The sequence below is a fragment of the Pseudomonas sp. S07E 245 genome (assembly GCF_019599025.1).
GTDB lineage: Bacteria > Pseudomonadota > Gammaproteobacteria > Pseudomonadales > Pseudomonadaceae > Aquipseudomonas > Aquipseudomonas shirazensis.
In genome coordinates, this window is sequence record NZ_CP080625.1 from 3953453 (window position 1) to 3967849 (window position 14397).

12 protein-coding genes are annotated in these 14397 nt (G+C 59.7%); 5 read left to right on the plus strand and 7 right to left on the minus strand.

The features are described from left to right. Positions 1 to 62 precede the first annotated feature (62 nt). Positions 63 to 2480 (plus strand): TonB-dependent siderophore receptor, encoded by a 2418-nt coding sequence (locus K3F44_RS18275; RefSeq protein ID WP_220632743.1) that lies wholly within the window; start codon positions 63 to 65, stop codon positions 2478 to 2480. A 224-nt stretch (positions 2481 to 2704) separates the two neighbouring features. On the opposite strand, the gene K3F44_RS18280 is transcribed toward K3F44_RS18275, so the two are convergent. The 3 genes from K3F44_RS18280 to K3F44_RS18290 all read right to left on the minus strand — a co-directional run bounded on the left by K3F44_RS18280 (position 2705) and on the right by K3F44_RS18290 (position 6711). After that, on the minus strand, positions 2705 to 5134 hold the full coding sequence (locus K3F44_RS18280; RefSeq protein ID WP_220632744.1) for a TonB-dependent siderophore receptor: 2430 nt from the start codon (positions 5132 to 5134) through the stop codon (positions 2705 to 2707). Between the two features lie 105 nt (positions 5135 to 5239). Continuing rightward, entirely contained in the window at positions 5240 to 6205 is a 966-nt protein-coding gene (locus K3F44_RS18285; protein WP_220632745.1) for a DUF4880 domain-containing protein, read from the minus strand. Next, positions 6202 to 6711 carry a sigma-70 family RNA polymerase sigma factor gene (locus tag K3F44_RS18290; protein WP_150573246.1) on the minus strand — a complete coding sequence of 170 codons (510 nt, stop codon included), beginning with the start codon at positions 6709 to 6711 and terminating at the stop codon, positions 6202 to 6204. The genes K3F44_RS18285 and K3F44_RS18290 overlap by 4 nt, the downstream gene beginning before the upstream one ends. Positions 6712 to 7126: 415 nt before the next feature. On the opposite strand from K3F44_RS18290, the gene K3F44_RS18295 reads away from it, so the two are divergent. From K3F44_RS18295 to K3F44_RS18305, 3 genes are all read left to right on the plus strand, one after another. Beyond that, a complete protein-coding gene (locus K3F44_RS18295; RefSeq protein ID WP_220632746.1) occupies positions 7127 to 7396 on the plus strand; it encodes a hypothetical protein in 270 nt (89 codons plus the stop codon). 1 nt (position 7397) lies between these two features. Then, positions 7398 to 7682, plus strand: a complete 285-nt coding sequence (locus K3F44_RS18300) for a DUF3077 domain-containing protein (RefSeq protein ID WP_150573244.1) — start codon at positions 7398 to 7400, stop codon at positions 7680 to 7682. A 143-nt stretch (positions 7683 to 7825) separates the two neighbouring features. Continuing rightward, the gene (locus K3F44_RS18305; protein ID WP_103435299.1) at positions 7826 to 8044 is read left to right on the plus strand and encodes a DUF3079 domain-containing protein; all 219 of its coding nucleotides are present in this window, start codon (positions 7826 to 7828) and stop codon (positions 8042 to 8044) included. A 9-nt stretch (positions 8045 to 8053) separates the two neighbouring features. Here K3F44_RS18305 and K3F44_RS18310 read toward each other — a convergent pair whose 3' ends face one another. The 4 genes from K3F44_RS18310 to K3F44_RS18325 form a co-directional block, all read right to left on the minus strand. Beyond that, a complete protein-coding gene (locus K3F44_RS18310; protein ID WP_220632747.1) occupies positions 8054 to 9253 on the minus strand; it encodes a type II toxin-antitoxin system HipA family toxin in 1200 nt (399 codons plus the stop codon). After that, on the minus strand, positions 9250 to 9501 hold the full coding sequence (locus K3F44_RS18315) for a helix-turn-helix transcriptional regulator (protein ID WP_101323130.1): 252 nt from the start codon (positions 9499 to 9501) through the stop codon (positions 9250 to 9252). The genes K3F44_RS18310 and K3F44_RS18315 overlap by 4 nt, the downstream gene beginning before the upstream one ends. A gap of 232 nt (positions 9502 to 9733) precedes the next feature. Further along, the gene (locus K3F44_RS18320; RefSeq protein ID WP_188036827.1) at positions 9734 to 10159 is read right to left on the minus strand and encodes a hypothetical protein; all 426 of its coding nucleotides are present in this window, start codon (positions 10157 to 10159) and stop codon (positions 9734 to 9736) included. Positions 10160 to 10259: 100 nt separating this feature from the next. Continuing rightward, positions 10260 to 11579, minus strand: coding sequence for an OprD family porin (locus tag K3F44_RS18325; RefSeq protein ID WP_150573241.1), 1320 nt, complete (start codon positions 11577 to 11579; stop codon positions 10260 to 10262). A 470-nt stretch (positions 11580 to 12049) separates the two neighbouring features. On the opposite strand from K3F44_RS18325, the gene K3F44_RS18330 reads away from it, so the two are divergent. After that, on the plus strand, positions 12050 to 14152 hold the full coding sequence (locus K3F44_RS18330) for a TonB-dependent siderophore receptor (RefSeq protein WP_220632748.1): 2103 nt from the start codon (positions 12050 to 12052) through the stop codon (positions 14150 to 14152). Positions 14153 to 14397: the final 245 nt, after the last annotated feature.

The following is a 14397-nucleotide window of genomic DNA, read 5'->3' on the forward strand; positions in this document are numbered from 1 at the left end:
TCCGTCAATGACATAAGCCGCGATACAGCGGGTTTCTGCCAAGACAACGGAAGGATCATCGAATGCCCCCGCTTTCCCACAACACTCCGACGCTGCTGAGGCGCGCCGTGCGCCTGGCCGTTCTGGGCGCTTCCCTTGCCAGCCTGTCTGGCCTGGCGCTGATGCCGGCTCAGGTCATGGCGCAGAGCCTGACCGCTTACCAGGTCGCCCCCGGGCCGCTGAGTAGCGCCCTGGCCGAGTTCGGTGTGCAGGCGGGGGTTACCATTTCGTTCGACACCGAGCAGGCTCGGCATCTCACAACTGACGGGATCAAAGGCTCATACAGTGTCGAGGAAGGACTGTCGCGCCTGCTCGCCAACAGTGGCCTGCAAGCGCAACGTCAGAGCAATGGCGGGTACGTTCTGGTCGCGAACAGTACCGACGATGCCCTGGAACTGGGGGCTACGCAAATCACTGCCAACCAGTTGGGCACAGTGACTGAAGGCACCGGTTCGTACACCCCCGGCACTATCGCTACGGCGACGCGCATGGTGCTGACGCCTCGAGAAACACCGCAATCGATCTCGGTAGTAACCCGCCAGGCGATGGATGACTTCGGGCTTGTAGCCATCGATGACGTGATGCGCCATACCCCGGGCATCACCGTATCGACCTATGACACCGAGCGTACCAACTACTATTCCCGCGGGTTCTCCATCGTCAACTTCCAGTACGACGGTATCCCTACTCTGCGCGACGCCCAATATTCGGCGGGCCAGACCCTGACCGACATGGCGATCTATGATCGCGTCGAAGTTCTCAAGGGCGCTACAGGTCTGCTCACCGGGGCAGGCGGCCCAGGGGGTACCATCAACCTCATTCGCAAGAAACCGACCTCCGCGTTCAAGAGCAGCATCGAACTGGGCGCCGGCTCCTGGGACAACTATCGCTCCCAAGCCGACGTCAGCGGCCCCCTGACCGAAACCGGCAACGTCCGCGGCCGTGTCGTAGCGGCGTATCAGGACAAACAATCGTTCCTTGATCATTACTCGCGTAAGACCGGTGTGCTATACGGCATCCTGGAGGTCGACTTGGATGAAAACACTCTGCTGACCCTCGGTGCCGATTATCAGGACAGCGATCCGAAAGGCTCCAGTTGGACCGGTACACGCACCATCTTTGATGCGACCGGCAAAAAGCTGGACCTGCCGCGTTCGTTCAACAACGGCCCAAAATGGGGCTCTTGGGAACAGTACAGCCGCACGGCCTTCGCGAGCCTGGAACATACCTTTGATAATGGCTGGGTCACCAAAGGCCAATACAACCACCAGATCAACGGCTATGACGCTCCCCTGGGCTACATCTCCCAGGACTCCGCCACCGCCAGCTCCATCTACGCGCGCAAATACGTGGGCAAGACCACCAGCGACAGTCTCGATGTGTACGCCTCGGGGCCATTCGAGCTGTTCGGCCGCGACCACGAACTGGTGATCGGTCAGTCTCTGTCCATTTCCAAATGGAAAGCCAAGGACTACACCGCAACCACCTACTTCAACAACTCCTATGATTTCTACAACTGGGACGGCGATGCCGCCGAGCCGCTGTGGACCGCCACCAAGTTCAACGACGAAACGACCCGCCAGACCGGCACCTACGTCACCGGTCGCTTCAGCCTGACGGATGAACTGCACCTGTTGCTCGGCTCACGTATTGCCAACTACCAGGTGACTGGGACCAGCGACACTCAGGAAAGCGGTAAGGTGGTACCGTATGCAGGCCTGACATATGACCTGAACGACAATTTCACCGCATACGCCAGCTATACCGAAATCTTCCAGCCACAGACTCAGTACCGCACCCGCACCCGTGCCATGCTAGCCCCCAACGAAGGCAAGAACTATGAGTTCGGCCTCAAGGGTGAGTTCTTCGGTGGCCGCTTGAATTCCAGCCTCGCCTACTTCGAGGTGCACGAAGAAAACCGTCCGCTGGCCGACACGGCCTGGAACTCGCAGCCGGGCGTCGACTACTCGTACATCGGCACCAAGACCAAGACCAAGGGCTACGAAGCGGAAATCTCCGGCGAATTGGCCAAGGGCTGGCAGTTGCAAGCGGGGTATACCCATAAGATCGCCCGCAATAGCGATGGTGATAAAGTCGCCACCTGGGAACCGGAAGACCAGGTCAGCTTCTACAGCACCTACAAACTCCAGGGCAGCCTGGACAAGCTCACCGTCGGTGGCGGCGCGCGTTGGCAAAGCGCTGGCTGGCAGACCGTCAACAACTGGGGCTACCCCGGTGGTGGCCGCTACGAGAAATTCACCCAAGACCCCTACTGGCTGGTTGATCTAATGACCCGCTACCAAGTGACCGATAATCTTTCGGTCACCTTCAACGTCAACAACCTGTTCGACAAGCACTATTACACCAACATTGGTTTCTATGACTCGGCCTACCCTGGTGACCCACGCAACATGATGGTCACCACACGCTGGGATTTCTGATCTCTGCGATCAAACCGGTCTCCTTTCTGCTGCTCATGCAACACAGCCCTCGTATCGCTACGAGGGCTGTGTTTTTCCGCAGCCCGCGTGGAAAACCGGCATCAAGTACTCGATGGCTTTCTCTCCTTCGGGCGGCATGTTCTGGTTCAGCTCGACCGGCTTGAATACAGGCCACCTCGATAAAAGGGAGTCCCCTTATGTCGCGTACCTGCATCAACCCGCGGCTAGAAATTCCACCGAGTAGAGAGCATCACGTTCCGCGGATCGCCGTAATACACCGAGTTGTAGAAACCAATATTGGTGTAGTACTTCTTATCGAACACGTTATTGACGTTAAGCGTGGCCGAGACGTTGTCGGTGACTTGATAGCGGGCCATTGCATCCACCACCCAAAGCGGGTCTTGGGAGAACTTGTCGGTGGTCATGGTGGTGTAGTTATTGGTCAGCAGTTTCCAGCCGGTACTCTGCCAGCGTACGCCGCTGCCCAGGGTGAGCTTGTCCAGCGGGCCGGTCAGTTTGTAGGTGGTGTAGAGGTTGACCTGGTCTTCCGGTTCCCAGGTGGAGAGTTTCTCACCTTGATTGTCGCGCATGATCTTGTGGGTGTAGCCCGCCTGCAATTGCCAGCCGGGGGCCAGTTCGCCGGAGATTTCCGCTTCATAGCCCTTGGTCTTGGATTCAACGCCCTTATAGGCACCGTCCAGCCCGGGGATGCTGCCTCGCACGTAGCGGTCGTCGGTGACTGCGCGGTTGTCTTCGTGGACTTCAAAGTAGGCAATGCTGGCGTTGAGGCGGCCGTCAAAGAATTCACCCTTGAGGCCTAGCTCATAGTTCTTGCCTTCATCCGGCTCGACCGGTTTGTCATTGATGTCGCGATACTCACGCTGCGGCAGGTAGATATCGGAGTAGCTGGCATACGCCGAGAAATTCTCGTTGAGGTCGTAGGTGATGCCGGCATAAGGCAGTACCTTGCCAGTGTCCTTGACCTGGCTGGTGCCGGTGACTTCGAAGTTGTTCACGCGAGTGCCGAGCATCAGGTGCAGGTCATCCGTCACGTTGAAGCGCGCGGTCATGTAGCCGGCGCTCTGGCGCGTGGTTTCGTCGTTGTAGGCGGTTTCCGGACCTCGGCCCGGCTTGGCGGCGTCGCCGTCCCAGTTGAAATAGTCGTGGCTGTTGCCATCGCTGTAGACGGCGCTGGTGTAGTTGCTGCCGGTCCAGCGCGAGCGCGATACCGAGGTGCCGACCACCAATTCATGCTCGCGGCCAAACAGGCTGAACGGTCCGGTGGCGTACAAGTCGCCGGTGTCGCTGATGGTTTCGCCGTCGTAGGCACGGGTCAGCAGCGACGCTTTGCCGGTGGCGGCGTTTGGCGACAGCAGGGCAGAGAGCGGCGCATTGTAGCCGTTGATCTGGTGGTTGAACTGCGCCTTGCCGACCCAGCCATTGTCGAATGTGTGCTCCAACGTCGCGAAGCCGGTACGGGTGTACTGCTCCCATTTGCTGAACTTGGTGCCGTTGTTGAAGCCGCGGTGGGTGCTGATGCGATTGCCGTCCGAGTCATATAGCGAGGCCGAGCCAGACCAGCTGGAACCCTGCGGGTCGCTGTCCTGGTAGTCGGCGCCAATCGTCAGCAGCGTATCAGGCGCCAGATCGAACTCGAGGATGCCGTAGTACACGGCGGTCTGGCGTTGGTAGTGGTCGAGGAACGAGTGCTTGTCCTGATAGGCCGCGACGGCGCGACCACGGATGTTGCCGGAGTCGGTCAACGAGCCGCTGACATCGACTTCCGAGCGATAGTTGTCCCATGAGCCCGCGCCCAGGTCGATGTAACCCTTGAACTCGGACGTGGGCTTTTTGCGCACCATGTTGATGGTGCCGCCAGGGCCGCCGGCGCCGGTGAGCAGGCCGGTAGCGCCCTTGAGCACTTCGACACGGTCGTAGATCACCGTGTCAGTGAGGGTGTGACCAGAAGAATACTGCGCATCCTGCAGGATCGGGATGCCGTCGTACTGGAAGTTGCGAATGGCGAACCCGCGCGAATAATACGACGTACGCTCACTGTCATAGGCCGCGACCGTGATACCCGGCGTGTGACGCATCACGTCGTCGATCGACTTGAGGCTGAAGTCATCCATGGCCTGGCGCGTCACTACGGAAATCGACTGCGGCGTTTCCCGTGGCGTCAGTACCAGGCGCGTCGCGGTGGCGATGGTGCCGGGGGTATAGGAACCAGAGCCTTCGGTAATGGTGCCCAACTGGTTGGCACTCACCTGCGTCGCTTGCAACTCGACCTTGCCATCCTGGGACACGGGTTTGGCAACCACCCGATACCCGCCTTCTGCAGGTTCAGCCTGCAGCCCTACCGGGCCCAGCAAGCGCTCAAGGCCTTCTTCCACTGCGAAGCTACCTTGCAAACCGCTGCTTTGCACGCCGGAGGAAAGCGCTGAATCAATGCCAACCATCACACCGGCCTGCTGCCCGAACGCACCCAACACGCGGTCGAGGTTACCGGCGGGAATGTCAAAGGCCTGAGCCTGGGAGTGTTCCCCGGTGGTTACCGGGCTGGCGGCAATCGCGCTGTGACTGGCAGTAACCAACGATAAACCGAAGATCGCGGTGCGTAACGCGCTGGCGAGGGGTGTGACGCGGATGAGCATAAAGACTGTCCTGTCGAGAAGGTTGGCGGGCGCTTTTTCAGCGTCTTGCCTGTCTTGATGCTCGAGAACGGAAATACTGCCGGCCACCGTGAAAAATACTCAAAACTAAGCCGGCACCACGCTGGCCAGGTAACCCCACACCCGTTGCACACGCACCGGCAGTACCTTGGCCAGCAGGTCGAGACTGGCCTCGGGTTGGTCCAGCGAGAACGAACCCGACACCTGCAAGCCCGCCACAGCCGGGTCGCAGCGCAGCAGCCCGCGCCGGTAGCGATCAAGTTGCTCAAGCACCTCGCCCAGTGGCATGCGCTCGGCGATCAACAGGCCTTGGCTCCAGGCTTCGGCGGTGGCTGGCACGCGGGTCGGCTGCCCGCTCAGCAGGTTGTTGAAGCTCAGCTGCTGGCCGGCTTCCACCTGGGTGCGGGGGCCACGCGATGGCTCGACCTGCGCACTGCCGGAGAGCATTTGCACCTGCGTACCCGGCTGGCCTGGCAGGCCGTGGCTGATGATCAACCGCGACAGCGCGGCTGGCCGTATCCAACCATCCGCGGTCTTGATCGCCCGACTGTCGCTGGCACCGTTGGCCAGCAACAGCCTGCCCAGGTTAAGCGTCAGGCGAGCCCCCTCGACATCCATCGCGGTGCGGGTATCCAGCTGCAATGCAGCGCCATCGGCCAGCCGTACATGGCGCCGCTCCCCGGTGGCGGTGTGGTAATCGCTGAACAACTCCGGCAGCAACACCCGCTCGCGCACCCCCAAGCCGAGGGCGCTGGCCACACTCAGGCCGGCAAAGCCCTTGAGCAAGGTGCGTCGCGAAACAGCACTGCGCGCCTGCAGCAATTGCCGCGCACCGGGGGCCGTGAGCACCTGGTTGAGGCGCATGTCGCGGCTCAGCCCGACCAAACGCTGCCAGGCCAGTTCGTGCTGGGGGCTCTCGTTGCGCCAGTGCTGGCACGCCTGCTGCTCGGCAGCACTGCTGGTGCCCGACTGCAGGGCAACCATCCAGTTCAAGGCCTGGTCCAGCACGCTTTCGTCCAGGGGCTGATCGTTGGCGACCTTGAAGCGACTCATGGCGCGTACACCGCCAGGTAGCAATGGCGATAGGCCTTGAGCATGGCTTTTTGCACCACATTCACGCTGAGGCCCATGCGCGCTGCGATCTGTGGATAAGTCAGGCCATCGAGCTGCGACAGCAGGAATATCTCCCGCACCTTGCTGCCCAACCCGTCCAGTACCTGCCCTACCGCGTCCAGCGCTTCGAGCACCAGCAAGCGGGTTTCCGGCGACGGCATATGTTCCGGCTCCAGGATCGCCAGCGACTGTTCATACGCCCGCTCCAGGGCCTGGCGGCGGAAATACTGCACGCACAAGCGGCTGGCGACGGTGGTGAGGTAGGCGCGAGGCTCGCGGAAAACCGGCACGCTGCCGCTGCTCAAAATACGCAGGAAAGTGTCCTGCGCCAGATCCACGGCCTGCTCATGCCCGCCCAGCTTGCGCCGCAGTAACTGCACCACCCAGCTGTGATGCTGAGCATAGAGTTCGCCCACCATTTGATGGGTTGTCGAGGATGAGGCCATGAGTGCGATATCCGACGGGAGACTTGAATGAGTCGCACATGGTAATACTTCTCATTAGAAACGGGTTAGGCGTTTCTTCTCTGCTGCGCAGCAGCGCCGTAGGACATTTCCCAACCTGCAACCAAATGCTTCAGCCGAGGGCTCTTCGGAACTATCCTACGCACCTTGCCGAACCTTCGCTGTTGTCGGGGAAATGCCTCAGGGATAACGTCTCTGGGTCGCCAGTTTCCGGTGACCGGGTGTGAGAACCCGCATGAAATGCAGCGGCAAGTCGTTATGGCAGCCGTGCGCGGGCAGACTTCGGTCTGGCCGGGTTTTGCTCGTTTCCTCGGTTTCTCACCCTGCGTACGGCTGCCACCTTGATCCGTGAGAAAGGTCGAGCTGGTGGCTCCTGTCACGAAATGAGAGATCCACCATGAAGAAACTCGTCACCGACCCACCCCGCCAAGACTTCACCCAACGGTCCTCCTTCAGCCTCCATCCAAACGTCACTACTTCTGAAATCCTTGCCCATGCCAGCGAACTGCTGCTTGGCGTAGCCGAAACCATCGACCAACACCGCCGCGCCCATCCTTACCAGGCCGGGCTGAACATGCTGGCGAACGCCGCCCATACCGCCGATGCCTCACGCGCTCTGATTGACTACGCATTGACCTGCCTGCCCGCCAAGCCGGAGGAATGCTGAGATGAGCGACGATCAAAAAACCAACGTCACGGCCGGCGTCGAAACGTTTTTCGAATCGGGTGAAAGGTCCTCTCACATATTTCGGGTCATGCCCGGAGTGCCGTTCGAGCATGCCTATGAACACGTGTCAGTACTGCTGGGCTACATCAAGCATCTGGTCCGCGAGGGCGATATGGAGAATGACCACAAGCTGCTCGGCGCAGCGGATTACCTGAGCACCTTCGCCAAGGCGATCATGGACGACATCGAGATCGCGCGAAACCGAGCTCAACGCGCGACATCATAGGCGCAGCTAGGGTCGCTCGGCGGCCCTCACACTGCGCAGCAAGACGAGGCACAGGGTAAGCAGCATCAAGTTGATTCCGATCAAAATCCGCACTCACGGCAGCAGTAACCTAAGCGCAATGACCGCCACAACGAGGGCGCTGCATGGCCAAGAAATTCCCCCTCAACCCGAGCCATCCCGAACGCATTTGCTGGGGATGCGACCTGTACTGCCCGGCCAAAGCGCTGGCCTGCGGAAATGGTGCCGATCGGACGATGCACCCAGCTGAGTTGTTTGGTGAGGATTGGTACGAGCATGAAGCGTGGTCGCGAGAGACGGACGTTCACAGCGGTGAGAACCTGCCGCAAAATTCAAGCATCTGACCGTGCGTCTCAGCTGCCAAAGCTCCGAATAAACGGCCCTGCACTCTGCTTGATCGCCGCAACTACGTGCGGCGCCTGCTCGCATAGCTCCGGCGATTTCGCCAGTACTTGCTCAAGCGCCTGCAACTGCTTGCGGATAATTTCACCCGGTTGCGCTACACCACACGTCTCGGCAAAGTCCAGCAAGCCCTGACGGGATGCAAACATCGACTTATTGCCGGCGAGCGTAAGCGCGAGCACATCTTCGGGGATGTAAGCCGTGGTGTTGACGATATCGTAAGCGGGCGCCAGGCGGGCATCGCGCATCACGGGGTCAGAATAGAGCAGGCCAAAGTTTTTCAGATGGGCATCGCCGTTACCGACGATGCAGCTCAGCGTAACCATCTCGAACAGTTGCGTGAGCGAGGCATTGAGGTGCTCGGGTGCGCAGAACACGCGGATTGCCTTGGCAATCGCTGCATAGCTCTTGCTGTACTTCTGCTCTGCTGGCAGTCCCATCAACGCCGTCATGTCTTCAAAACCGATTGGGTTGTGCTGCTCGTCGCGGTCGAAGCGGCGCATGACGAACAACTTGGCGTTGTCCGAGAGGAAGAACGGCGGCACGGGCAGCCCTGAGGCCTGCGCGATGGTCATGCACAGGTACTCATTGATGGCCAGGCCGGGATATTCGTCGCGGCCACTTTTGATGATCAATTCCGAAGTCTTCGAGGTGAACCGCTGTGGTGTTGAATTTCGTTGTTCAGGCACCAGGACTTTAGGCTGCACACCCGAGATACCGGCACGCAGGATGTAGCGATCCACCAGGTCGGCGAAGATGTCGTGCGAGCCGTCCCAAGATAAAATTTCGTCCAGCTTTTCGCCAGGAAACTGCTCACGCTCAAGCAACGCATCAACCGTGCGCGAGCTGACGTACACCCGGCCTATGGGAGAGCTGCTGCCAGATAACGCCAGTAGCAACATGGGGTCGACTTTGGCGATCTTTGCCAGGCGGTTGCGTAGCTGCTCGAGCACATAACCTTCCGGCAGGTTCATCTGAAATACCGGATGCAAATCTCGATGGCGGTACTCTTCCGTGCGAGTAGGCATGAGCAGGCTGACTGCAGCGCGCGGCTCAGCCTCCGCAGCGTAACGAAACAGGTAATCAGCAGCGCTGGTAAGGATTGTTCCGCTGATACCTTGGGGTGTCGTTACAGTCAGTGAAGCGCTCATTCAAACATCCCCTGGATCTCTTCCAACGTAGGCATGGCTGCAGCAATCACTCGCAACTCGCAATCCATTGCGCCAAGAGCTTTAGCATAGGCGGCGATAGCAACGGATAGGCTACCTTTCTCCACAGCGATGATTTTCTGACGAGTAAGGTTTGCCAGCTCTGCAAGCTGTTGCTGGGTGAGCCCTCGATGAAGGCGCCGTGTGCGTATTTGTCGCCCTAAGCGCTGAGTTAGCAGTTCGTGGTCCATGTTTAGAATACGAGACAATTGGATTGACATGTAACGTATACGTGACCAGATAGAAAATCAATTGATATGTGGTGAACTGCTGGCCTCGGCCATATGCCGGACCGTTTTGGCAGTTTGCTGAGCCGGTGATCTTCGCTCAAAGCGCAGGTTCAGGGAGGCCGGGTTTGTATACCTCGAGAAGCGAGTAGAAGACGGGTTCTCGGCCCTCGCGGCGCTCATGCTCGTAGCTGAATCAGCGCAAACTACTGCTGATCGCCTCATCTTCAATCAGGTCAGTGAGCAAATACTGGAGGTGATTGCCCTCGCCAACCTTCGAGCCCATCAATTCCAGCTGACGTTTGGTTGTATGTCGGTCGCATTCTGCAACGGCCATATGCATGGCGGGCGTGTGCAGATAACAGCACTGATAAGCAGGCTCGCCGAGCATCAGCGTCGGGGTGAGTTGAACGCTTCTCGCACGTTTTATGAGAGACCAAGCCAATGTGGCATCCAGCCCAGCAGGAAGCCGAAACCGCCACTCGTCAAAGTGCAGGTAACTGCCTTTCGGATCGAACGGATGGGCCAGCGCGAAATATTGCGCTGCCTGATCCTGGTGCTGTGCGCTGATGAGCGCGAGCGGGTCCGTGATGACCTCGGGCGGGCGCTTGATGATGCTCATTCCAGATGTCCCTCGATTTGGAATGAGACTACAGCACTAATCCAACTCCCTAAAACGCAAAAAGGGCCGCTAAGCGGCCCTTTCCGTCACCCAACCAGAATCAGAAGATGCTGATCGGATACTCAACAAACACACGAACTTCGTTGCCGTCGTCGTTGTAGCCGTTCTGCTGTACCGCGTTGTTGGTACGCAGGAACGAGCCACGCAGTTTGACCGACAGGTCCTTGGCCGGGCCGTCTTGAACGACGTAACGGACCTGGCTGAAGATCTCGCGCTCTTTGCCTTCGCCGAAGCCTTGTGGGTTGGTGACGTTGCGGGTGTTGATGTTGTCGCCGACAACGTAGGCCAGCTTGTAGGTCAGGCCAGGCACGCCGAAGGTGCTGAAGTCCAGGCCGTAGCCGAGCTGCCAGGAGCGCTCGTCTTCAGCGTTGAAGTCAGACCAGTACGAGTTGGCCAGGTAGATGGTCGAACCACCGTCACCCACGCCGCCTTCGTTCTGGTACCAGCCGTAGTTGTAGCCGGTGCTGCCGGTGCTGCGCTGGTGCGCCAGGGTGAACGAGTGCGCGCCGTAGGCGTAGGTAGCGGCCAGGCTCCAGATGGTGTTGGAGTCGCCGTTCAGGCCTGCAGCCTGGACGAACTTCTTGTCGATGTCCGACTTGTAGCCGTTGAAATCGAGGGTCAGCGACTGGTCAGCAGCGATCGGGAAGACGTAGTTCAAACCCAGGTAGTGCTTCTTCATGACGTCTTCGTTGTCGGCTGTGTACAGCGACGCGGTGAAGTTGTCGGTGAACTTGTAGCTACCACCCAACACGTTGATCGACTTCAGGCCACCGCTGTCGCGGTGCTCGGCGCTCTTGCGCACTTCCTGAGTGAAGCGACCGGCGTTCAGCTCGAGGCCTTCGATCTCCTTGGAGGTGATCATGGTACCGGTGAAGCTTTCTGGCAGCAGGCGCGAGTCGTCGTACTGCAGCACTGGCAGGGCCGGCATCTGGTCACCGTACTTCAGCACGGTGTTGGAGATGCGGAACTTGACCGCAGCGCCAGCACGGGCGAGGTCGTTGGCAGCAGCGCTCTGGCCATCTGCGTCAACGGTGTTTTCCCGCTTGAAGAAGTCGATACCGCCGCCGCCGTTACGGCCTTTGCCGCCGTCCAGGCGCAGTGCGTACAGGCCGAAGGCGTCAACGCCTACGCCGACGGTGCCTTGGGTGAAGCCGGAGGAGAAGTTACCGATGAATGCCTGGCCCCATTGGGACTGGTCATTGGTGCCGTGTTTCTTGTCACGGTTGATGAAACCGTTGCGCAGCAGGATGTTGGCGTGGCTGTCTTCAACAAAGCCCTTGCTCTCGGCCTGGTCATTGGCCTGTGCCTGGGTCGCGGCAACGAGTGCCAGGGCGATCAGGCTGATCCTGGTTTTCAACATTTTCTTTTCCTTTATTTTTAATCAAAAACACTGTGCATTTTTACGCCCGGAAACCAACGCCCCTTCGTAGGTTCGACGTTATGCGGATCCAACTGACAAGCCGTGCCGATGCTCAACTGGCGGGCTTTCGCAGCCGCATGGCCATGTCATGGCCAGCAAGCGATGGCGAATCCTAGCCGCCCCTGCTTCTCAATGTCAAAAAATCGTGAAAGGCAGGTGTATATAACCAAAAAAACACCTCGCAATAGTGCATTTCAATGCGTATCTGCCCTTGCGTGGGGCATTTTTTCCCACAAGGCGGTGATTCAACCTACATACAGCGACAAATGTCTCTACGATCAGCGCCGCCGCCCCTGTTACATCGAGATACACATGTAAAGACAGGGCTTTACGAATTACCCGAGCAAGCGCTAATAGCAAGCATTACCATCCGCATCCATTTTTCATTAACTGCTTGTTTGGATGCCGTCATGCGTGTGCCTCGCCGCCTTTCGCCCCTGTCCCTGAGCCTGTCGCTGCTGTGCGGCGCGGGCGTTGCCACTGCCGCCACCACTACCCTGCCAGAGCTCTCGGTCACCGCCGATGGCGAGCGTGAACGGGACAACCCCCGGGTCAAGGAAGTCAGCACGGCGACTCGCACCTCCACAGCGGTGCGCGACGTACCGCAAGCCATCGACACAGTGAAGACCAGCAACCTGCTGGATTACGGCAGCAACAACCTGGGCAAGGCGCTGGAAGGCATCCCCAACGTCAGCAGCGGTGCCGATACGCGTTTCGACAGCGTGCGTATCCGCGGCTTCGAGAGCAGCAACGACTTCTATCTGGACGGCATTCGCGACGACAGCCAATACATACGCGATCTGCACAATATCGAGCGGGTCGAGGTGCTCAAGGGCCCGGCCGCGGTGCTGTATGGCCGTGGCGGCCAAGGCGGTATCGTCAACCGGGTGAGCAAGGCGCCAGAGCATGGCCGTCGCTCGAGCATCGAAGCCCAGGCGGGCAGCGAAGATATGCGCAGCCTTTACGCCGACCTCAGCGCCGACCCAAGCGACACCATCAGCCTGCGTTTGAACATGGGCAACCTCGACTACAACAGCTTTCGCGATGGCGTCGATGGCAACCGCCAGCTGTTCGCGCCGTCGATGAGCTGGCAACTGACGCCAGACCTGAACTGGCTGGTGCAGTACGAATACAGCCGCTTCAACCGCACCCCTGATCGCGGCATCCCGGGTGTGAATGGCCGCCCGGCCGACGTCGACCGGGGCACGACTTACAGCGATACCCAGCGCGACTTCATCGATGACCAGGCGCAGTCGCTGCGCTCGCGCTTGAACTATCAGCTCAGCGACAACTGGCAGTTGCGCCACACGCTGGGCCTGTTCCAGCTCGACAGCCAGTTCGACAATACCTACGCCACCGGCTACAACGCCGCCAGCAACACGGTGACTCGCCAGCGGTGGCAGCAGGATCTGAAAACTCGCAACCTGTTCAACAACCTTGAAGCCGAAGGCGAGTTCGCCACCTGGGGCCTGCACCACACCGTGCTGGTCGGCCTGGAGCTGGGCCACCAGCGCCGCGACCCGCTGTTGCGCAACGCCTTGCCGACCAACCAAGGCGGCACAGCGGTGCCGAGCCTTGACCTGGACAACCCTGATCGCAGCCTGCAACACAACGGCCGCATGCGCGTGTCGAGCAACAACCACACCGTGGTCGACAGCCGCGGCCTGTACCTGCAAGACCAGATCCGCCTGAACGAGCAATGGCAGATTCTGGCGGGACTGCGCTTTGACCGCTTCGAGGTCGAGACCACCAACCGCCTTAACAGCGCCAGCGAGCCGCAAACCAGCACCAGCACCAGCCCGCGCATCGGCGTGGTGTACTCACCGTGGCGCGAGCACTCGTTCTACGCCTCGTGGAGCAAGACCTTTTCGCCAGTCGGCGGTGGCCTGATCGGTATCACGCCGGGCGCCGCCGGCAATACCAACAAAACCGACCCTGAGCTGAGCCGGCAGAAGGAAATCGGGGTCAAGAGCGACTGGTTCGACGAGCGCCTGAGCACCACCCTGGCCATCTATGAACTGGAGCTGTACAACCGTCGTACCCGCGATGCCGATAACCCTGAACTGTTCCTGCTCAGCGGCCTGCAACGCTCACGCGGCATCGAGCTGACCGCGACCGGCAACATCGTTGGCAACTGGTATGTGCGCGGTGGCATCGGCCTTCAGGATGCGACCATCGTCAAGGACAACAGCAACCAGCAAGGCAACCGCATCAATGATGTGGCCAAGCGCAACGGCAGTCTGTTCATCAGCTGGAAACCGCAACTGGGCTGGTACGCCGAAACCGGCCTGACAATGGTTGGCGAGCGCTTTGCCGACAACCAGAACACCACCCTGCTGCCAGGCTATGGCCGCTGGGACGCACTGGTCGGCCTGCGCACCACGGACTGGGATGTGCGCGCCGCACTGAACAACCTGACCGACAAGACTTACTACGCCTCCGCCACCAGCGCCGCACAGATCCAGCTGGGCGACCCGCGCAGCCTGGTCGTGACCGGCACCTACAACTTCTGATTCACTCGCCCAATAAAAACGCCACCGCAATCAGCGGTGGCGTTCTTGTTCAACAGCTCGGGAGCACTGCCTGCTCAATGCCAGATGGCTACCAGCGCCTCAAGCTCAGCATCGCTGATCAGTCCTCGTGGATAGCGCTCATGCAACAGACGTCGGGTATCGGTCGTCCTGACCCGCTTGCTTCCATGGTGCTTCAACCACTGCGTCAGCATTTTGAGCGATTGGTGATTTACTGCCGATGGGTG